Raw genomic sequence first — 20,243 nt, forward strand, 5'->3', positions numbered from 1 at the left:
CTTTGTTTTAGATTACTATCTAAAAGTACATACTGCAATATGAGTTGAACCGCCGTATACGGAACCGTACGTACGGTGGTGTGAGAGGGGTGCGAATCAATGCGTTCGGACTTCGACTCGATTGTCGATTAATTTGCCAAGGAGCTATAAAAGAGGGGACTTAGTTGCGCTGACCTTATCATGAAGATAAACGAGTCTATCTTTTACTTGCCTTCTTGCAAGTGACATGCTATCGTATGATTAATTGAATAGTTCGACCACTAGGGGGGCGAATGTGATGGTTCTAAAGAACGGTTGCTGAGCTGAGATAGGATATATCCTGACCCTTAGACCTGATCTGGTTAATACCAGCGGAGGAAATGTGGCTAACAGATTTTTTTGATTTAAAACACGAAAAAATTTGTCTGATTAGGGCTTATAGATGCCTTAAAAATGCGTAATGACACCCACTTTCTGATTCTGAGAAAGTGTTTTTTTGTGTGGCGTATTGTTCACGTTTCAAGGCGAATGACTCAAAATAATCCGTAGAGGAAGAGATTGATGAAAAGTTTTGAACAACTAAGAAGAATGAAGCAACAAAGCCCCTTGGTTCATAATATGACGAATCAAGTAGTGGCTAATCATGTGGCCAATGGCTTGCTAGCAATTGGAGCGTCGCCAATAATGGCTTATGCCAAGGAAGAAGTAGGGCCTATCGCCTCCCTAGCAAGTTGTTTGGTTTTAAATATTGGCACAATTACGACACCTATTTTTGAAGCGATGTTAATCGCGGGCCATGCGGCTAATGAAAAAGGGGTGCCGATTGTTTTAGATCCAGTTGGCGTTGGTGTCAGTCGCTATCGGCAAAAGCTTGTTAAGACCTTGCTGGCCGAACTCAAGATAAGTTTAATTAGAGGGAATGCTGGCGAGATTGCCCAATTAGCCAAAGTACCTTGGCAAGCTCATGGTGTTGATAGTGGAACCGGTCAGTATTCGATGAAGAAAATGGCTCAAGAAGTTGCTTTGGCTAATCAATCAGTTGTGGCAATTAGTGGTGAAAGAGACTGGATTAGCGATGGCAAACGATTGGCCAGCGTTGATAATGGTCATCAGCTAATGACCCGTGTAACGGGAATGGGATGTTTGTTAAGTGGCGTTTGCGGCGCTTTTATTGCCAGCCATCAGGACCTTTTTGAGAGTACGTTGGCGGCTCATATTACTTATGGAATAGCTGGTGAAAAGGCGGCGATGGCATCACCTTTTCCCGGGAGCTTTAAAGAACAATTTATGGATCAGTTATTCTTATTAAATGAGGGCGATCAACAGCGAATCAAGGCTAGTGAGGAGAAGATATAATGAGAACAGTTCAAGCGTGTACAATAGCAGGTTCAGACAGTGGTGGCGGCGCAGGGATTCAAGCGGATATCAAAACGTTTCAGGAACGAGAGGTTTTTGGTACTTCTGTGATTGTAGCAATTACTGCCCAAAATACGAAAGGTGTAAATGGAATTTACCCCATTCCTATGCAAGGAGTTCAGGAACAGCTTGAGGCCGTTTTTGCTGATTTTGATTTAGGGGCAGTTAAAACGGGCATGTTAGTAGACGAGACTTATATGATTGCTGTTGCGAATTTTCTGAAAAAATATCCTTTGATCCCGTTAGTAGTGGATCCTGTAATGATTGCCAAAGGAGGAGCTTCTTTAATGGCGGCTGAAGCGATGAAGGAGATGAAAGAGACCTTAGTGCCTCTGGCAACCTTAATTACCCCTAATCTACCAGAAGCAGAAGAACTGGTAGAACATACCATTATGTCGGAAGATGACATGGTAGTTGCGGCCTATGAGATTCAAAAGATGGGGAGTTGCAATGTCTTAATCAAGGGAGGCCATGGCGCCAACCAAAGAGAAGCAAAAGATTATCTCTTAACTGATGATGGAACCGGCTATTGGTTAGCAGGCCCACGCTATGAGACAAAGCATACTCATGGAACAGGGTGTACGTATTCAGCTTGTATTACCGCGGAGTTAGCTAAGGGGAAATCAGTTTTGGAAGCTGTTAGGACTGGTAAAGCCTTTATTGATGCTGCAATTAAAGATGAGCTAAAAATTGGCCATGGACAAGGACCGACGAATCACTGGGCTTTTGGTAGGAAGGAGCGGGCAAATGACGAAAAGAATTAACTGGCAAGAAGCTCTGAAGGTCTATTTGATTGGTGGCACTCAGGACGTGGTTGACGGAAATTTGGTCACTCTTTTATCTGAAGCGATCCAAGGTGGGATTACTTGTTTTCAGTTAAGAGAAAAAGGACCAAGAGCATTGGAAAAGAGGGCGGATGTTGAAGAATTAGCGAAAGAGTGTCAAGAACTGTGTCGACGTGCTAGTATTCCTTTTATCATCAACGATGATGTCGCTTTAGCGGTTAAACTGAAAGCCGATGCTGTTCATGTTGGTCAATCAGATCGAGGAATTATTGCTACCCTTAATGAGGTCAAGCCTTTAGGGATCGATGTTGGCTTATCGATCAATACTTTAGATCAGTTTAAAAAAGCTTTAACCATTTCAGAACTTGATTATGTTGGCATTGGCCCCGTTTTCAAGACCCAATCCAAGGCTGATGCCCAACCAGTTGTGGGGATGAAACTATTGAAAGAGGCAGTGCAGTTGGGACCAAAGTTGCCTAAAGTGGCGATTGGAGGGATCACTGTGGACAATGTCGCAGCAGTAAAGGCCACTGGCGTGGACGGTGTGGCGGTGATCTCCGCCATTACGATGAGTCCGAGGATCAGCCGAACGATTCTAGCACTTGGAGGAAAGAGCTAAACAGAGTCCCTTTAGGTGAGATAGTAGCTGTTTAGGGGGGCAGAGGAATCTCAGGTTGTGAGCGATAATTGTCAATGGTTAACTGAAAATGTTCTGGAGGAAAGGTTGAGAACAGGGCTGTCCAGATTAATGAAAGATCAGACTGTCAGGCCGATTGCAATCAGGGACAGCTATGAATGAGTAAATTAATAAAACCAATAAGGGCTCAATGAGTGATGCCCTTGTTGGTTTTTCTTGCGTTTTATTGTAAGTTAACTTATAATAAGTGTAATTATTATTTAGGAGGCGTTATGAATGGAATTGAGTTTTGCATTAAAAGTAGCTGCGACAAGTCATCAAGTTTGGGAGTACTATGAAAACATTGAGAAATGGTCTGTTTGGGAAAAGGATTTAGAGGCAATTTCTCTTGAGGGCGAATTTGTTTCAGGCACAAATGGACAGATGACGTTAACAGGGATGCCACCCATGTCTTTCACCTTGACCTCAGTGGTGCCTTATCAGGAATTTATCGATCTTACGGAAACACCCATGGGCAAGCTGAGCTTTGCTCATTATATCCAAGAGATTCCTGAGGGGGTATTGATTCGCCATTCGGTGACGTTGGATCAAGATAATCAAGAGGTGTTGCCGATGTTAAGTGGGATTTTTAATGATGTACCAGAAACGATGTTTTTATTAAAGAAAGTAGTGGAATCGGATGGAGTTTAATTCACATAATCGAGAGAATGCAGATGGAGCGATTGGTTTACAATTTGTTAAAGTCTATAATATTTGGCATAACCAAATTAAGTCTGAGTTAAATCAAATTGATTTAACTCATCCCCAATTTATCGTGCTGACTTCATTAGGTTACCTACAACAGAATGAAACAGAAGTAACACAAGTAATGGTATCGAAAATTTCAGAAATGGACGTGATGACGGTTTCTCAAGTGTTGCGAACATTGGAGAAAAAGAGTTTGATTAGACGTACGCCTCACTCGAGAGATACTAGGGCGAAATCGCTAACTTTGACTGAAACAGGTGTTGTTATCATGAATCAAGCATTACCAATAGTTGAAGGGATTGATCAGAAGATCTTTGGTGTTCTAGGAAAAGATCAAACCATATTTCAGCAAAAACTGAGGCAACTAATTCTGGCACATGAAGAAGGAGGTGACTAAGATGACGCATTATTGGATAGGCATCGCTTCCAAAAAACATGTTCAGCTAGGGGTGAAAGGCGGATTTTGTCAATTGAATCACGGAAAAAAAGCGCCGCTTCAACGAATGAAATCAGGGGATTGGTTGATCTATTATAGCCCTAAACTAAGTCTAGAAGGTAGCGAACCTTATCAACATTTTACTGCCATTGGACAAATTCAATCAGAAGAAGCTTATCAAGTTGAGATGAGCCCTGGTTTTATGCCATTTCGCAAAGATGTTAACTACTATCAGATTGAACAAGACTTGCCCCTGAAAGCTTTGGCTGGCCATCCCGAATGGCAAGCCAAGCGATCTCAACTTAGATTTGGGCATTTTGCGATTTCAGAGGAGTTGTTTGACATGCTGGTTTTGTCCATGGGAAGGAAGGAGGGGCTGGTTGAGGACAACGCAGGGGTTTAAAGAGTAGCGTACGGTGGAGATGTTAGTTCAAACTAAAAATCAGGCCCTTTTAAGAGCTTGATTTTTTAGTTTGAACTGACTTGCAAGATGATTTTGCCAATGTTCTTATTGTCTTCCATGTGGCGATGGGCTTCTTGAATCTCTTCAAAAGGAAAAACGGAATCAATAACCGCTTTGACTTTATTGTCGCTAAACAGCGGTAAAACAACATGGCTAAATTCTTTGGTAAGTTGAGCTTTATAGGTGTCACTACGAGGTGTCAATAAAGTTCCTGTTAACTGGATTCTTTTGGCCATCAAATCAAATAAGTTGATAGCTGACACAACATTGCCGCCTAACGTTCCGATTAAAACCCAGCGACCGTCAGTTCCAATACTTGCTAAGTTTTGGTGCCAGTAAGAGCTACCAACAAAATCAAGAATCAAGTTAACACCCTGTTGGTTGGTGGCTTCCAAAATATGTCTCGCAAAATCACCATGGTGGTAATTGAAGGTGAAATCTGCCCCTAAAGAACGACAAACAGTCAGTTTATCTTCAGAACCAGCAGTTGTTAAGACCTTGGCTTGCGTTAATTGTTTGGCTAATTGAATTGCCGCAGTTCCAACACCACTAGCGCCTGCGTGAATCAAGACGGTTTCGCTAGGTGCTAGGTGACCAATCCAGAATAGGGTTTGATAAGCGGTTAAAAATACCTCTGGAATCGCAGCAGCTTCTGCCATTGACAATTTTTCTGGAACTAACATAGCTCGTTCAGCTGGCATAATCACATATTCAGCATAGGCCCCACCGTTGACTAACCCCATCACAGAATCCCCAACTTTGTACGATGTTTCAGAACCAAGAGCTACGATCGTCCCACTTACTTCGACTCCTAAGATCGGGGATTGCAAATAGCCCAAAGGCGTTTCGCGATTGATAATATCAGTGCGGTTAATAGCTGTAGCATGAACCTTAATCAGTAGTTCGTGTTTTTGAGGTTCAGGAATAGGAAGTTCAGTTAGTTCAAGTTGTTCCGGACCTCCAGGTTGTTTGATCGTAATAGCTCTCATAAAATCCTTCTTTCGTTTTCTTTAATACTATCACAACCAAGAAAAAAAGGGGGGCAATTGGTTTCCAGAGACGTTATTCCATGGGGAGAGACAGGTCAAGAGAGGCAATCCCAATTTCTTAATATTTCCGCAAGTAAGTCTTAAGTATGATTTATTTAAGACATTTTTAACGTATACTAAAAAATGTCAAAGAAATATCGTGTTTTGTGGTTTAGTTTAAGTAGGAAGTAGGAGGGTGTCTATGGGAAAATCAGTTTTGCAAATAAAAAATCTATCAAAGAATGTTGGGAAAAAATCCATTGTTCGCAACATTAATTTTGAAGTAAATCAAGGAGAGGTCTTTGGGTTACTTGGGCCTAATGGAGCGGGGAAAACGACGATCATCAGGGCGATAGTCAGTTTGATCAGTCGGACGTCAGGAACGGTTTTAATTAATGGGATAGATGTCAGCGTTGACTTTAAAGGGACGATTAGCGAAGTTGGTGCGATTATCGAAAATCCTGAATTTTATATGTATATGTCAGGTTGGGCAAATTTGCAACAGTTTACACGAATGAGTCGAAAATCGATTTCGGAAGAACGAATGAAAGAAATTGTGGCGCGGGTGAAATTAACGGATGCCATCCAGCAAAAAGTTAAAACTTATTCCCTGGGTATGCGTCAACGGCTGGGATTAGCCCAAGCATTGGTTCACCAGCCGGCTATCTTAATTTTAGATGAACCGACTAACGGATTGGATCCTCAAGGAATGGCGGAGTTTCGTGATATTATTCGTGAAGTCTCAGCACAAGGAACGGCAGTTTTAATTTCCAGTCATTTACTTAGTGAAATTCAACAGATTACCGATCGTTTTGCCATTATTGAAAAAGGTGAGTTGACCCACATTGAAACTATGAGCGATCTGATGAATGAGGCTCACGCTAAATATCTGCTTAAAGTGTCAAAGGCTGCCGAAGCAGTCAGACTATTGGCGGCGATGGAAGTAGAAGCGGTAGCTACCGATGACCAACATTTAGAGGTGTTGATGACCGAAGCTCAAGTTCCGTTAGTGGTTAAGGAATTAGTGGCACGTGATCTAGCTATTTTTGCCGTTACTGCTAAAACCGGTTCATTGGAAGAGCGATTCTTTGAACTAACGGAAGGAGGGTCACTATAATGGGAGTTTTAATAAAAAATGAATGGCTTAAATTATTTGGAAAAAAAGCCAGTTGGATTATGCAGATTATTCTAGCAGTTGCGATGTTTGCTATGGCGTTTATGATGTTGAAAAGCAATGAGAGCATGCAGGTCTATTATCAAAGAGAGGATCAGCCGGAATTTAAAGGTGGCATGACAGCGTATCAAGTGGCTGATGGTACTTTTATGAGCCAAGAACAATTTTGGAGTATGGAAGATGCTGACTATGAGGAGGTTAAGGAAGTTTCCTTGACCATAGATGAATCGATCACTTTGTTAAAAAGTAACATCGAAACCTATAAATCTCAACCAAAAAAATACGATAAACAGACCATCAAGTTAGCCGAAAAGGAGCTAGCCTTTTATCAAGCCTATCAAGACAAAGGTGAGACGCCTCAAGATCCTGCTGATGGAACAACAAGTGCGGGATTTTTTAGTAGCTATGGTCAAATTTACGTGTTGCCAACATTGTTTGCCGTTATTATTGCGAGCATGATCATTGCATCTGAGTTTTCTGGAGGTACCATTAAACTGCTTTTGACACGACCTTATAGTCGTATGCAAATACTGTGGTCAAAATACATTGTGACGATTATTTATGGGCTGATAACTTCAGTAGTAATGGCGATTTCGGCATTTGTTTTTTCTTTTATCTTACCGAGTCAATCGTTAACAGTGCCTCTGTCTTCGGCTACAGGGACGAAAACCGCACTAACACTTGCCTATCAGCTTTTTGCTAGTAATTTTTTATTGATGTTGCTTTATATCACGATTGCCTTTTTCTTTTCAGCGGTTATTCGTTCCCAGGCATTGGCCGTTGGTGTGGGAATGGGCGTCTTATTCTCAGGCAGTATTTTAGGACAAATTTTACCGAGCATTATCGAGAAGTACGATTGGTTAAAATGGCTCATTTTCAATTTATTGGGGTTAAACAATCAAGTGCTAGATGTTAATTATCTGGCTGGTGGGAATCTAAGTATTCCAGCGACAGTTCTGGGGATTATCGTGTATATTATTTTAATCCAAACGACGACTTTGTTGATCTTTAATAAGCGAGATGTTGCCTTGTCATAGTGACTTAAAGGTTCTGATAGAGGATAGGAGCAGAGAGGCTGCGCCTATCCTCTAGTTTGGGTAGAATTGACTTAATCTCTAATTGACAAACCTATGCCCGACTATTATAATTAATCAGGTAGCGGTTAAATCGGTTACCATTAGCGGTTGTGGCGGAACGGCAGACGCACTACCTTGAGGGGGTAGCGAGGGAATCCCTCGTGTGAGTTCAAATCTCATCAACCGCATAAAGTACAAACAAAAGAGCTTGTAGTGAAACCTGCTACAGGCTTTTTTGTTTACTGTCAGAGCCGCATAAGTGGCCGTTGTCTGCGTCATTATCGTTGAATTAGATGGTTCGTTATCTGTTTTATCTATAGCCGAAACAACTATTTTAAAATAGTTGACAAGTGATTTGGATTCTGATAATATGGTAAATAAGTTAAATTAAGATTAAAATTAAATGAGAAAACGTTGAAGAGAAAAGTACATTGCTGTGGCAGTTTTACAGAGAGTCCCGTTAGCTGAAAAGGGATAACGAAAACACAATGGAAAATGGTCTCTGAGTTGTTTGAGTGAGCAGTCTGTGTAAACTCAGAATGGGAACGCCCATTATAGCGTCAGAGTATGCGGTCCTCATTGGAGCAAGTACTTGGAGAGGCGAAGTCAGTGATGGTTTTGCGAACAAGGTGGTACCGCGTTAGTTTGTTTATCGAACTCCCGTCCTTGAATAAGTGCAGTTAGGGCATTTATTCAAGGTTGGGAGTTTTTTTGTATTTTAACTTATGGGAAAATACAGCGTAGAGATAAAGTGTCATCAACTAAAAAATGAAGAGGATGAGAAAACATGACAGCAATTAAAAGTTCGAATTTAGGTTACCCGCGTTTAGGTGAGAAAAGAGAATGGAAGCGTGCCTTAGAACGCTATTGGAGTGGCCAAGGATCTCAGGAAGAGTTATTATCAACTACCAAAGCATTACGCTTGGAAGCTCTCAAAAAGCAACAACTTAAAGGAATTGACATTATTCCAGTAGCTGATTTTTCACTGTATGATCACATCTTGGATACGAGTGTAGCGTTTAATGTGATTCCAGAACGCTTTCAAACCGGGGATGGTAATACTCTGACCACTTATTTCGATATTGCCCGTGGCAACAAAGAGGGAGTCGCCTCTGAAATGACAAAATGGTTTAATACGAATTATCACTATATTGTTCCTGAGCTTGCTGATGTTAAGCCAGAATTGAAAGACAATCGCTGGTTAACTTATTATTTGGAAGCTAAAGAAGCTTTAGGAATTGAAGGGAAGCCGGTGATTGTTGGGCCTATCACCTACTTAAAATTAGGGAAAGGTTATCAGGAAGAGGACTTTAGCGATCTATTGGGCAAGTTCGTACCTGTCTATGAACAAGTGCTAAAGGAGTTGGGTGCAGCCGGCGTTCAGTGGGTTCAAATTGATGAGCCTTATTTGGCTACTGAAGTAAGCGAAACAGAGCTGGACTATTACCGCGAAGTTTACGCACAATTGGCCAAAGTCGGTGTTAAACTCGAACTGCAAACTTATTTTGAAAGTGTCGACCATTTAGAAGCAGTGTTAGCTTTGCCAGTAGAGGCCATCGGATTAGATTTTATTCATGATCATGGGGAAACATTGTCACAATTAAAAGAGATTGGTTTTCCATCAAACAAGATTTTAGCTGCGGGAATCATCGATGGTCGCAATGTCTGGGCCAGTGATTTGACTAAAAAAGTCGCTCTTGTAAAAGACTTGTTAGCAATTGTTAAACCAGAGCAGTTGTGGTTACAACCATCGAATAGTTTGCTGCATGTACCGATTACTAAGTCCAGCGAAGTAACATTAAATCCCGTTCTTTTAGGTGGTTTGGCTTTTGCTGATGAGAAATTAGCTGAGCTAGTAACGGTCACCAAAGGAGGAAATCAAGGGGAGGCAACGATTGTTGAAGAGTTAGCTGCTAATCAAGCCGGGATAACAGCCCTAAATGAGTCGCCAGACCGAAATAATCCTGAAGTTAAAAAAGCCATCGCCGGTTTATCTGCTTTAAAAAATGAGCGTCAGGCGCCGTTTTCTGAACGAATCAAAGCGCAGAAAGCTTGGCTGAAGTTGCCTTTATTGCCAACGACGACTATTGGTAGCTTTCCTCAATCACCAGAAGTTCGTCAAAAGCGAGCGGCATGGTTAAAAGGTGACTTGACTCAAGCTGCTTATGATCAGTTTATTGAAAGTGAAACAGCTCGTTGGATTGAGATTCAAGAGGAATTAGACATCGATGTGCTGGTTCATGGTGAGTTTGAACGCACGGACATGGTGGAGTACTTTGGGCAAAAATTGGCTGGTTTTCAGGCGACTAAATTCGGTTGGGTTCAGTCTTATGGCTCTCGGGCAGTTCGTCCACCCCTAGTTTACGGCGATGTCGCCTTTATTGAGCCGATTACCGTTAAAGAAAGTGTTTACGCTCAATCGTTGACCACGCGACCAGTTAAGGGGATGCTAACGGCGCCAGTGACGATTATTAACTGGTCATTTGTCCGAGACGATGTTCCAAAAACGACGGTGGGGAATCAAATCGGTTTGGCCTTAAGAAAAGAAGTAGAAGCTCTTGAAGCAGCCGGAATTAAAATTATTCAGGTAGATGAGCCTGCTTTACGCGAAGGACTCCCTTTAAAACGGTCTCGTTGGCAAGCCTATTTAGAGGCTGCGGTCTATTCCTTTAAATTAACGACAACCTCAGTAGCCGACGACACACAAATTCACACTCATATGTGTTATGCCGAATTTGATGATGTGATCGAGACGATTGATGCTTTAGACGCAGATGTTATCTCAATTGAGGCTTCACGCAGTCACGGTGAAATTATTTCCACGTTTGAAGAACATACCTATAATAAGGAAATTGGCTTAGGTGTTTACGACATTCATAGCCCACGAGTCCCAAGCTTAGAAGAGATACTAGGCAATATTCGCCGACCGCTAAAGGTTATTCCAGTGGAACAGTTTTGGATTAATCCAGATTGCGGGTTAAAAACACGAAAAGAAGCCGAAACAATTGCTGCATTAGCCAAACTTGTTGAAGCAACCAAGATTATTCGTCAAGAATACCAAAACAAATAAAGGGAAAGCAGGTGACCCACAATGGGACTAAAAGACGTATTAGGCACTAAACTATTAATAGCAGACGGAGCTATGGGCACCATGCTTTACCAATATGGCATTGACCGATCTCAAGAAGAATTAAATTTATCTCATCCTGAGGCAATTCTGGCAATTCACCAAGCCTATATCGAAGCAGGCGCTGATATAATTCAAACGAATACATACGGAGCTAACTATTTAAAGTTAGCCCGTTATGGCCTGGAGGAGCAGGTTCAAAGGATAAATGCGGCGGCGGTAGCGATTGCTCGACAAGCAGCTGAAGGCAGTGAAACATATGTCATTGGAACCATTGGCGGCATTCGTGGGGCGATTGATGCCAAGATCAACGAACCTTCAATGACAGATATCGTTCGCGGCTTTAAGGAACAACTTTACAGTTTGTTGCTGGCTCAAGTTGACGGTTTGCTATTGGAAACTTATTATGATTTGGAAGAATTAAAAACTGTATTGGCCATCGCGAGAGAAGCCACGGACTTGCCGATCATGACGAATGTTACCTTACATGAAGTCGGGTATTTACAAAACGGTCAGAGTCTGGCATCGGCCTTAGGTGAGTTGGCCGATCTAGGTGCGGATGTTGTCGGCATTAATTGTCATTTGGGCCCTCATTTTGTGGCTAAAAGTTTTCAATCGGTTCCCATACTTGATAAGGTGGTCTTAAGTGCGTTTCCCAATGCGAGTTTTCCAGCGTTGGAAGATGGAAAAATAGTCTATGAGAATGCAGCAGATTATTTCAAAGGTTTTGGTGAACTCTTTAGGCAAGAAGGGATAGGGGTGATTGGCGGCTGTTGTGGAACGACTCCCGAACACATTGCAGCATACCGCAAAGGCTTAAAAGACATTCAGTTAATCAACAATAAGAACGTTATCCCTTTAGCGGAGGTGGCTCTTAAAAGAAACAGTCAACGACAACATCCTAGATTAATTGATAAGTTGCAGAAAAATTACACAGTTATCGTGGAATTAGCACCACCACGCACCTTGGATACAACCTCTTTTTTTAAAGGAGCAGAGCGTTTAAAAGAAGTGGGGGTAGATGCAATTACCCTTTCAGATAATTCTTTGGCGAGTGCTCGAGTTAGCAATTTAGCATTAGCTGCGATATTGAAATATGAATATGACTTGCAGCCATTGGTTCATTTGACCACCCGCGATCATAATTTGATTGGATTGAACTCGCAAATTATGGGGCTTCATAAGCTAGGCATTCACGATGTTTTAGCCGTAACAGGAGATCCAGCTAAAGTCGGTGATTTTCCTGGTGCTTCTTCGGTATACGATATCAATTCTTTTGAACTGATTAAATTGTTTAAAAAATTTAATGAGGGGATGTCTTATACAGGGAAAAACATGGGTGAAAAGGCTGACTTTCAGGTAGGATCTGCCCTTAATTTGAACATTCCCCGATTAGAACGGGCAGGCAGGTTACTAAAAAAGAAACAACAAGCTGGGGCAGATTTTTTTATCACACAGCCAATCTTTGATGGCGACAAAGTTGAGACGCTAAAAGAAGTCATGAAAGCGTCAGAGATTAGCATTCCAGTTTTTATTGGCGTGATTCCGCTAGTATCAAGCCGCAATGCAGAATTTTTGCACAACGAAGTACCAGGGATTGTTTTGACTGATGAGACACGTCGGCGAATGAAAGAAGCTGAAATACGCGGAAACGAAGCGGAAGTTGGAATCGAAATAGCCAAAGAGCTAATTGATCGTATTTGTCGAGAGTTTACCGGTATTTATCTGATGACCCCTTTTATGAAATATGAATTAACGGCAGAACTGACGGCGTATGTTAAAGAAAAAAACAAGCAACAACAACAAGCACAATAAGACATTGTAGTGAAAGGAAATTGACCAGTTGGTTGGTTTTCTTTTTTTTGCTTAAAATATTAACCTTTTTTTTAGAAATAGGCGAAATTGCGAAAGAAGGCTGTCAATTCAAGGTTGAAAACGTTGTGAAATTTAATTGTTTTTCGCAAAACATTCGTTTAGTATTGAAGACGGATTGACTTCCGTCTGTTTACTATGCTATTTTTGTAGTATCAATTAATAAAGAATAGTTACGATTATTCAGATGGAGGAAGACAGTGAAAAAGAAATTAGGCGTTTTAATAGCGATGGTTGGAACAGTTTTGACATTGGCCGCTTGTGGCTCAACACCTCAAAGCCAGTTTCTTGAACAGATGGAAAAAGTTAGCAATACTAAAAATAATGCAGGGACACTAGAAATGAGTATTGCGGATTTGGAACTGGCTCAAGGGACTACAGATGATGCAGCGAATAATGCGATGATGGGAATGGTGATGTCGTCAGTTAAAGGGATGAAATTAACAGCTGATTATCAAACGGATTCCAAAACCCCTGAAAACTTCAGTCTTAACATGAAAATAAATGCTATGGGGACTGAAATTCCCATGGAGATGATTGGGTCAATCGGAGACAAACCTAAGATGTACATGTCAACTGATGTGATGTCTTCAGTCATGGAATTAGCTCAAGCTTTTGGTGGGACTAACGTTCCCTCAATTCCAGGATTGGATCAACTAAAAGGAAAGTACATTGATGTTATGGGCTTGCAACAGGCAACAGCTAAAACGAAAACGGATGCCGATGTGAAAGAGATGAAAAATGCTCAAGAGTTTTCTAAGGCTTACCAGAAAGAAGTTGCCGCCTATATTAAAGGATTGGATAAAACGAGTTTTACCAAGAAAGACGATGTGATTTCTCATACATTTACTAAAAAAGAGCTGAGTGATATCGTAAACTTGTCTCAAAAAACAGCCAAATCAGATAAAAAGTTTGCTTCATATGTAACTGATGAGGATGTGGATTTTGACGAACTTTTAAAAGAACTCAAAGATTTATCGCTGACAGTTAAAGCCAATACTAAAACCAATGGGACCAAGATACGTGCCTTAGTTTCACTAAAAGAGGGAACAGCTGGTTTGAAATCGATCACACTCGACATGGTGATGAGCAGTAAGTCAGAGAAAGCGACAGTTAAAATGCCAGCCAAAGGCGACATTATTTCGGAAGATGAAATGAGTGAGTTGATGACGCCAGAAGCGTCAGTTCAACTGAGTGATGAAGAGTTTAAAACAATCTTGGACTCTTACAAAAAGGTCAAAGATGAGTTAAGCGATGATGAAAAAACAGAATTATTAGATCAGGCTAAAATAATCTTAACAGAGGCCCAATATAAAGAGTTGGAAGCAGCTATCAAGTAAGTCAGTAACTCATTAAATCTATCGATTTTCGATAGGTTTAATGAGTTTTTTTATGTAAAGATAGTCTATTATTAGCCGTTAATTTAAGGTAAACTAGGGGTATTAGCTGATATAAGGAGGAAAAGATGACACGCGTTGATTACTATTTCGATCCACCTCTAATAGAGTCGTTTCATATTTTTAATTTAGGCCATGAATATTGTTTACCTGGTCATCAATTTGGGCCTCATGTTAGGGAGCATTTTGTTATTCATTATGTCATAAAAGGGCAAGGTTTTTTCGAAAAATCAGGTGTTCGCTATGAGTTGGGAGCAGGTCAATTTTTTTTAATAAAACCAGGTGAGGTGACCTTTTACCGAGCTGACGAAGTGGAGCCATGGGAGTATTTTTGGTTAGGATTTAACGGGGGACAGACGGAGGACCTGTTGAGCTTATTAGGCCTGTTAGACTATAATCGAGTGGGAACGGTTAAGGATCAGGGAAAGTTGACGAGTTGGATCACTGAGGCCTTAGATGCCAGTGTGACGATTGACACCAATTCTTTCTATATCCAAGGACTAAGTCAAGCCATATTTGGCGAATTCCAAGTGGAAGGCAATTCGACTTACCAAACTATTAATCGACGGAATGTTCATATTGAGAAACTACTTAACGCCATTCACAATAATTTTGGTCGAACAGATTATTCTATTCAGGAGCTAGCTCGCACGCTGAATTTGACGGCTCCCTATTTAACTAGTTTGACAAAGAAGGAACTGGGAAAAAATCCCAGTCAGTTATTATCAGATTATCGCTTAGAGAAAGCTCATTATTTGTTAAAAAAAACAGATATGCGAGTTAACGAAGTTGCGATAGCAGTGGGGTATGAAAGTCCCTTGAGTTTTAGTCGAGCTTATAAAAAGATGTACGGCCTAGCCCCAAGTTTTCATCAATCTTAAATATTGTTTGCTTTAGGATAAATTAGGTTATGTTCTTCTTGTGCTTATTTCTTTATGATAAAGGAACAAACATATTTGTTACTTCAGGTAACACAAGGAGGAATTTTTGATGGTTAAAATCGCGTTTATCGGTGCTGGTAGTACAGTTTTTGCTAAAAATGTGTTAGGAGATGCCATGCTAACGCCGAGTTTACATCGGGCGGACATTGCGCTCTATGACATTGATGAAAAGCGTTTAAATGAGTCTGAAATTATGTTAAAGACGATTAATCAAAATTGTAATAACAATCTGGCAAATATTCGTTCTTACGATAGCCGTATCGAAGCTTTAAGAGGAGCGGATTTCGTGATTAATGCAATTCAGGTTGGCGGGTACAAACCGAGCACAGTCATTGATTTTGAGATTCCAAAGAAATATGGCCTTCGTCAAACCATCGCAGATACACTGGGAATTGGGGGGATTTTTAGAGGGTTAAGGACATTGCCGGTCATGTTTGCTATGGCTAAAGAAATGGAAGAAGTTTGCCCAGACGCTTGGTTGTTAAACTATACCAACCCAATGGCGATTTTAACGATGGGAATGCTAAAGGGCACGAAGATTAAAACAGTGGGCTTGTGTCACAGTGTTCAAGTTTGTGTGCCAGACTTATTTGAGAATTTGGGAATTGCTGATAAATACGATCTGTCGGAATTTAAGTGGTCAATTGCCGGTATTAACCACATGGCTTGGTTATTGGAGATCACCCACAATGGGGAAGATTTTTATCCGGAAATTCGTCGATTAGCGGCAGAAAAAGCCAACCCTCATCAAGATTCGGTTCGATTTGAGTTAATGAAACACTTTGGTTATTATATTACTGAGTCAAGCGAGCATAATGCGGAGTACCATCCTTATTTCATAAAAGATAAATATCCGGAATTAATTGAAGATTTAGGAATTCCTTTAGATGAATACATTCGTCGATGTGAGGAGCAAATTGCAAACTGGGAAAAACAACGGGACGACATCGTTCATAATGGCGATTTGACTCATGAAAGAAGTAAGGAGTACGCTTCTTATATCATGGACGCTATTGTGACCAATGTTCCCACGGTGATTGCTGGAAATGTGATGAATACCGGCTTAATTACGAATTTACCTGCGGAAGCATGTGTGGAAGTTCCTTGTTTAGTCGATAAAAATGGGATTCAACCAACGGTGGTCGGCTCATTGCCTACCCAGTTAGCAGCCCTTAATCGGACGAATATCAACGTTCAGGAATTGACAGTTGAAGCGGCCATGACTTTGGAAAAAGATAAAATTTACCAAGCCGCCATGATGGACCCTCACACTAGTTCAGAATTATCCCTCGAAGATATTCATCAGTTGGTGGACGAGTTGATCGAAGCTCATGGTGATTATTTGCCAAGCTACCATTAAGAGTAGGCAGATCAAAAAGTGAGTTAAAAGTTGATAAGGCTTAAAAGAGAGTGTAATTTTGCTCTCTTTTTTTTGCTATAGAGGCAAGTATAAAACTTTCTATATCGTAGTTTGGATTAAGCTTTCTGAGGCAGCACTGCGCTAAGCCTCGATCTCAAGCAATTCTAAGAGCTCTTCGACCTTCAATGCTCGACGCTTCAGCGTATAGCAATTGATGAGATCGGAACGCAGAGTCATTATTCTTACAAATTTATTTGTTAGAGAGAAAGGGACAACGAAGTAAAGCAATAAGAACAACGGCAACACCGCATTCAGCTTTGCTTAGTAGTTGCGTGGAGTATCTGCTGAAATGATTGATTTTTAGATGAGGAGAGGCGTTTACTGAAAATAATTTGAAACTATGCTCAAAATCCGCTATAATTATAAAGGTTCATCTAGGAACATAATTAAATTATGGAGGGTGTTTTATGGCTCACAAAGATTTTTCTGAAAAGAAAATGGAAAATGTCATCAGCCAAGCCAATGAGTGGTTTGCTGCATTTAAAGAAAGTACACAATTTAAGGAGTTAAGCACTTCTGCCCAAGGGCATAGTGGTGTTGTAACGATGGCATTATCAGAATGGATGTATAAGGAAGAGTTGCGTGCTGGGCGTGAATGGACAGCGGCAACCTTAGAAAACATCTTGGTTAACGTCTTTCCTAGAGAAGTAAGTGAATACCCAGAAGTTGCCTCTGATATTTCTAGTATTTTATCTCACTATTTTACTTTTTTAAAAGAAGACAAAAAGATTGGGAATGCTGACACACTTTTACGTAAATTAGCTAAATTATCCTTTGACTCAGAGCAAACTGAGCATCCATTAAAGGGTGAGAAATCACAAGGGACTACACAAAAGGCGACTAAAAAAGAGCTTTCTACAAACTATTCACAAAGCGAAATTGCTCAATTTAATCGTTTTGCTATGGGGAATAAAGTTAATGAAGTCAAAGAACCAGTTGTCGAAGTTACACCGGCAGAGGAGCAGACTGAAGTGATTGATATTAAGAGTAAAATTGGACGTAATGAACAATGTCCTTGTGGCAGTGGCAAGAAATTTAAAAAATGTCACGGAAAATAAGAATAAAGAAAAAACTGAATGGTCTTTAGTTCAGTTTTTTTCTTATTTTTCCATTCTCAATTAGATGTATGATTTCTCATTGGTAGTGTGGGTTAATTTGAAAGTATGGAACTCGAGTAGCAAACTTTTTGCTTGTGAATGTCTCATGGATATCATGGTTAATAGCGGATTTAGGCTGATTTTTAGTATTGGATTTGGCAATCAAATTTCTTTTGACAGACAAGTTATTGTTTGTTATTATAATAATGTAATAAAAAATATTAACTAGTGAAAAGGAGAATGTGAATAATGAGTAACTTAATTAACAAACAATTATTTGATTTCGAAACAGATGCATACCGTCAAGGTGAATTTCTTAAAGTGACCACTGAAGATGTATTAGGCAAATGGAGTATTTTCTTTTTCTATCCAGCAGATTTTTCTTTTGTATGTCCAACAGAACTAGGGGACGTACAAGATCATTATAAAGAGATCCAAGCAGCAGATTGTGAAGTCTATTCAGTGTCGACAGATAGTCACTTTGTTCACAAAGCTTGGGCTGACGCAACAGATACTATTGGACGCCTTGAGTATACGATGCTCGCTGATCCAAATGGCAAAATATCTCGTTTCTTTGGTGTTATGGATGAAGAAGCAGGTCAGGCTTTCCGTGGATCATTTATCGTTAATCCTCGCGGCGAAATCAAAGCTTATGAAATCCACGATATGGGCATTGGCCGTAATGCGGAAGAACTTGTGAGAAAATTAGAAGCAGCTGTCTTTGTTGAAGAGCATGGTGATCAAGTTTGCCCAGCAAATTGGAAACCAGGTGAAGACACCATTGCGCCGAGTTTAGATTTAGTAGGCAAAATCTAGTCTAGTCATTATACTGAAGGCTCTACCTGAGAAATCATGGCGGAGCCTTTTCTTAAGAAAAAAGGAAAGAGGGTTATCATGTGAGTGAACATATTTATGATTTGGTCGTGATTGGGGCTGGCTCAGCAGCACTTTCAGCAGGGATTTATGCTGGTCGTTCAATGATGGACGTCTTAATTATTGAAAAAGATAAGATTGGTGGTCAGGTTACCACCACATCCAGCATCGTTAACTATCCAGGCTTACGCAATGGAACAGGTCCAGCTATGATGGAAGAGATGCGGTTACAAGCGGCCGATTTTGGAGCGGAGTTTGTGGCGGATGAAATTGTGGCAGTTGATTTATCTGGAGAAGTGAAAGAGTTAAAGGGAAAATCTGGCAAACGCTATCAAGCACGTTCAGTAATGATTGCAACAGGTGCTTCACCAAATAAAATTGGCTTTCCCGGTGAGGTTGAATTTACTGGCCGAGGAATTGGTTATTGTTCAACCTGCGATGGGGAGTTCTTTACTGGTTTGGATATTTTTGTACTTGGTGGCGGCTATGCAGCCGCAGAGGAAGCCGTCTTTCTAACACGCTTTGGTAAAAAAGTTCACATGATTATTCGCGAACCTGATTTTACTTGTGCGGAAATGACCGCTAATCAGGCGAAAAATCATCCGAAGATCGACATTGTCTACAACACAGAAGTAAAAGAAATTAGTGGGGATGGTTTATTACAGAAAGCGGTTTTTGTAAATAACCAGACTGGAGAAGAAACTGTATTTGAGGCCGATCAATCCGACGGGTCTTTTGGAATGTTTGTCTTTGCTGGAAATAAACCAAATACCGCTATTTTTAAAGAGCAGATTGACATGACGCCACAAGGATTTATCCCAACAAATGAAAATATGGAAACCAATATCCCTGGGGTTTATGCAATTGGAGATTTACGGGTTAAGGAGTTGCGCCAAATTGTGACTGCTGTAGCAGATGGGGCGATTGCAGCCACGAAAGCACAGCAGTACGTAAATGAAGAAAAAGAACGGTTGGGTATTCCAGTCACTCATAAGGAAATTAAAACAGTTAATGGAGAACCAACAACTTCGGCAACATCAGCAGCGGCGGCAAGCTCTGAACCAGCGAAAAAAGGAGAGTGGTTCCCAGCAGCAATGAAAGAACAGCTAAAAGGAATCTTTGGGAAATTGACCAAGGTCGTTACCTTGAAAAATATCTTAGATGCTAGCAATCCTAAAACGATGGAACTCTCTAGTTTTATTGACGAAATCAGTACCTTAAGTGACAAAATCGTGGTGAAAAATATTTCCCGTGGGGATGATGGGGCGTTAGAAAGTGCCATGAATTTGGAACGATTGCCAGCTACAGCTTTGTTTAATGAAGCTGGTGAGTATACCGGCATTAAATTTAGTGGCATTCCCAGCGGTCATGAGCTAAATTCATTTGTTTTGGCCATTTATAATGTGGGGAGTGAAGGTCAAGCGTTGGCTGAAGGTCAACTGGAAAAAATCCAGGACTTGCCTAAAACCAAAGTTCAAATCTGTGTCTCGCTAACTTGTCACTATTGTCCAGATGTAGTGGCGGCTTGTCAGCGAATTGCAGCAGCTAATCACAATATTGAAGCAGAAATGATTGATACGGCACTATTTCCAGAATTGAAAAAAGAGAAAAAAATCATGAGTGTTCCCGCTATGATTATTAATGATCAAAAAGTGGTTTTTGGTGCAAAAAATATGGATGAAATTTTAGCAGAATTAGCAAACTAATAAATGGCTGAACACCTATCGGAGCTGATAGGTGTTTTTCTCATGCTATTTTAATGTGGGTTTATGGTT

Annotated in this window: 17 protein-coding genes, 1 tRNA gene, 1 riboswitch and 1 other annotated feature; of the genes, 17 read left to right on the forward strand and 1 reads right to left on the reverse strand. The window is 40.7% G+C overall.

The genetic code is table 11. From position 1 onward, the window contains the following. The first annotated feature begins 252 nt into the window (after positions 1–252). A riboswitch (TPP riboswitch) is annotated at positions 253–377 on the forward strand. A gap of 163 nt (positions 378–540) precedes the next feature. The 6 genes from thiM (at position 541) to I6N95_RS23935 (ending at position 4,403) form a co-directional block, all read left to right on the forward strand. After that, positions 541–1,335 carry a hydroxyethylthiazole kinase gene (gene thiM, locus I6N95_RS23910; protein ID WP_209532190.1) on the forward strand — a complete coding sequence of 265 codons (795 nt, stop codon included), beginning with the start codon at positions 541–543 and terminating at the stop codon, positions 1,333–1,335. Further along, positions 1,335–2,159 carry a bifunctional hydroxymethylpyrimidine kinase/phosphomethylpyrimidine kinase gene (thiD, locus tag I6N95_RS23915; protein ID WP_209532192.1) on the forward strand — a complete coding sequence of 275 codons (825 nt, stop codon included), beginning with the start codon at positions 1,335–1,337 and terminating at the stop codon, positions 2,157–2,159. Before thiM ends, thiD begins: the two co-directional genes overlap by 1 nt. After that, the gene (gene thiE, locus I6N95_RS23920; protein ID WP_209532194.1) at positions 2,143–2,799 is read left to right on the forward strand and encodes a thiamine phosphate synthase; all 657 of its coding nucleotides are present in this window, start codon (positions 2,143–2,145) and stop codon (positions 2,797–2,799) included. Before thiD ends, thiE begins: the two co-directional genes overlap by 17 nt. A 294-nt stretch (positions 2,800–3,093) precedes the next feature. Beyond that, entirely contained in the window at positions 3,094–3,507 is a 414-nt protein-coding gene (locus I6N95_RS23925) for an SRPBCC family protein (RefSeq protein ID WP_209532196.1), read from the forward strand. Next, the gene (locus I6N95_RS23930; protein ID WP_209532198.1) at positions 3,497–3,961 is read left to right on the forward strand and encodes a MarR family winged helix-turn-helix transcriptional regulator; all 465 of its coding nucleotides are present in this window, start codon (positions 3,497–3,499) and stop codon (positions 3,959–3,961) included. Before I6N95_RS23925 ends, I6N95_RS23930 begins: the two co-directional genes overlap by 11 nt. A gap of 1 nt (position 3,962) precedes the next feature. Next, entirely contained in the window at positions 3,963–4,403 is a 441-nt protein-coding gene (locus I6N95_RS23935; protein WP_209532200.1) for an EVE domain-containing protein, read from the forward strand. Between the two features lie 65 nt (positions 4,404–4,468). Here I6N95_RS23935 and I6N95_RS23940 read toward each other — a convergent pair whose 3' ends face one another. After that, positions 4,469–5,452 (reverse strand): NAD(P)H-quinone oxidoreductase, encoded by a 984-nt coding sequence (locus I6N95_RS23940; protein ID WP_209532202.1) that lies wholly within the window; start codon positions 5,450–5,452, stop codon positions 4,469–4,471. A 241-nt stretch (positions 5,453–5,693) separates the two neighbouring features. Between I6N95_RS23940 and I6N95_RS23945 the strand changes: the two genes are divergently transcribed. The 11 genes from I6N95_RS23945 (at position 5,694) to I6N95_RS23995 (ending at position 20,174) form a co-directional block, all read left to right on the forward strand. Beyond that, a complete protein-coding gene (locus I6N95_RS23945; protein ID WP_209532204.1) occupies positions 5,694–6,608 on the forward strand; it encodes an ABC transporter ATP-binding protein in 915 nt (304 codons plus the stop codon). Beyond that, a complete protein-coding gene (locus tag I6N95_RS23950) occupies positions 6,608–7,702 on the forward strand; it encodes an ABC transporter permease (RefSeq protein WP_209532206.1) in 1,095 nt (364 codons plus the stop codon). Before I6N95_RS23945 ends, I6N95_RS23950 begins: the two co-directional genes overlap by 1 nt. 143 nt (positions 7,703–7,845) lie before the next feature. Next, positions 7,846–7,929 (forward strand) — tRNA-Leu (locus I6N95_RS23955). 217 nt (positions 7,930–8,146) lie between these two features. Further along, positions 8,147–8,412: a binding site (T-box leader), on the forward strand. A gap of 116 nt (positions 8,413–8,528) precedes the next feature. Continuing rightward, on the forward strand, positions 8,529–10,811 hold the full coding sequence (gene metE / locus I6N95_RS23960) for a 5-methyltetrahydropteroyltriglutamate--homocysteine S-methyltransferase (protein WP_209532208.1): 2,283 nt from the start codon (positions 8,529–8,531) through the stop codon (positions 10,809–10,811). A 21-nt stretch (positions 10,812–10,832) separates the two neighbouring features. Next, positions 10,833–12,683 (forward strand): bifunctional homocysteine S-methyltransferase/methylenetetrahydrofolate reductase, encoded by a 1,851-nt coding sequence (locus I6N95_RS23965; RefSeq protein WP_209532215.1) that lies wholly within the window; start codon positions 10,833–10,835, stop codon positions 12,681–12,683. 257 nt (positions 12,684–12,940) lie between these two features. Beyond that, positions 12,941–14,080: a hypothetical protein gene (locus tag I6N95_RS23970; protein WP_209532217.1), complete on the forward strand. Its 1,140-nt coding sequence runs from the start codon at positions 12,941–12,943 to the stop codon at positions 14,078–14,080. A gap of 125 nt (positions 14,081–14,205) precedes the next feature. Then, entirely contained in the window at positions 14,206–15,018 is an 813-nt protein-coding gene (locus tag I6N95_RS23975) for an AraC family transcriptional regulator (protein WP_209532219.1), read from the forward strand. 109 nt (positions 15,019–15,127) lie between these two features. Then, the gene (melA, locus tag I6N95_RS23980; protein ID WP_209532221.1) at positions 15,128–16,438 is read left to right on the forward strand and encodes an alpha-glucosidase/alpha-galactosidase; all 1,311 of its coding nucleotides are present in this window, start codon (positions 15,128–15,130) and stop codon (positions 16,436–16,438) included. Positions 16,439–16,905: 467 nt separating this feature from the next. Beyond that, on the forward strand, positions 16,906–17,556 hold the full coding sequence (locus I6N95_RS23985) for a YecA family protein (RefSeq protein WP_209532222.1): 651 nt from the start codon (positions 16,906–16,908) through the stop codon (positions 17,554–17,556). Between the two features lie 288 nt (positions 17,557–17,844). Beyond that, complete coding sequence (gene ahpC, locus I6N95_RS23990; RefSeq protein WP_209532224.1) at positions 17,845–18,411, forward strand: alkyl hydroperoxide reductase subunit C; 567 nt, start codon at positions 17,845–17,847, stop codon at positions 18,409–18,411. Between the two features lie 80 nt (positions 18,412–18,491). Then, entirely contained in the window at positions 18,492–20,174 is a 1,683-nt protein-coding gene (locus I6N95_RS23995) for an FAD-dependent oxidoreductase (RefSeq protein ID WP_209532226.1), read from the forward strand. Positions 20,175–20,243 lie beyond the last annotated feature (69 nt).

This window comes from Vagococcus allomyrinae (assembly GCF_017829975.1).
In the GTDB taxonomy this organism is placed as follows: Bacteria; Bacillota; Bacilli; order Lactobacillales; family Vagococcaceae; genus Vagococcus_D; species Vagococcus_D allomyrinae.

Coding starts and splice junctions, on each gene's coding strand:
- thiD (WP_209532192.1), top strand. CDS start 1,335: ATGAGAACAGTTCAAGCGTGTACAATAGCAGGTTCAGACAGTGGTGGC.
- I6N95_RS23935 (WP_209532200.1), top strand. CDS start 3,963: ATGACGCATTATTGGATAGGCATCGCTTCCAAAAAACATGTTCAGCTA.
- I6N95_RS23975 (WP_209532219.1), top strand. CDS start 14,206: ATGACACGCGTTGATTACTATTTCGATCCACCTCTAATAGAGTCGTTT.
- I6N95_RS23985 (WP_209532222.1), top strand. CDS start 16,906: ATGGCTCACAAAGATTTTTCTGAAAAGAAAATGGAAAATGTCATCAGC.
- metE (WP_209532208.1), top strand. CDS start 8,529: ATGACAGCAATTAAAAGTTCGAATTTAGGTTACCCGCGTTTAGGTGAG.
- thiE (WP_209532194.1), top strand. CDS start 2,143: ATGACGAAAAGAATTAACTGGCAAGAAGCTCTGAAGGTCTATTTGATT.
- I6N95_RS23950 (WP_209532206.1), top strand. CDS start 6,608: ATGGGAGTTTTAATAAAAAATGAATGGCTTAAATTATTTGGAAAAAAA.
- I6N95_RS23965 (WP_209532215.1), top strand. CDS start 10,833: ATGGGACTAAAAGACGTATTAGGCACTAAACTATTAATAGCAGACGGA.
- ahpC (WP_209532224.1), top strand. CDS start 17,845: ATGAGTAACTTAATTAACAAACAATTATTTGATTTCGAAACAGATGCA.
- I6N95_RS23930 (WP_209532198.1), top strand. CDS start 3,497: ATGGAGTTTAATTCACATAATCGAGAGAATGCAGATGGAGCGATTGGT.
- I6N95_RS23945 (WP_209532204.1), top strand. CDS start 5,694: ATGGGAAAATCAGTTTTGCAAATAAAAAATCTATCAAAGAATGTTGGG.
- I6N95_RS23925 (WP_209532196.1), top strand. CDS start 3,094: ATGGAATTGAGTTTTGCATTAAAAGTAGCTGCGACAAGTCATCAAGTT.
- melA (WP_209532221.1), top strand. CDS start 15,128: ATGGTTAAAATCGCGTTTATCGGTGCTGGTAGTACAGTTTTTGCTAAA.
- I6N95_RS23940 (WP_209532202.1), bottom strand. CDS start 5,452: ATGAGAGCTATTACGATCAAACAACCTGGAGGTCCGGAACAACTTGAA.
- thiM (WP_209532190.1), top strand. CDS start 541: ATGAAAAGTTTTGAACAACTAAGAAGAATGAAGCAACAAAGCCCCTTG.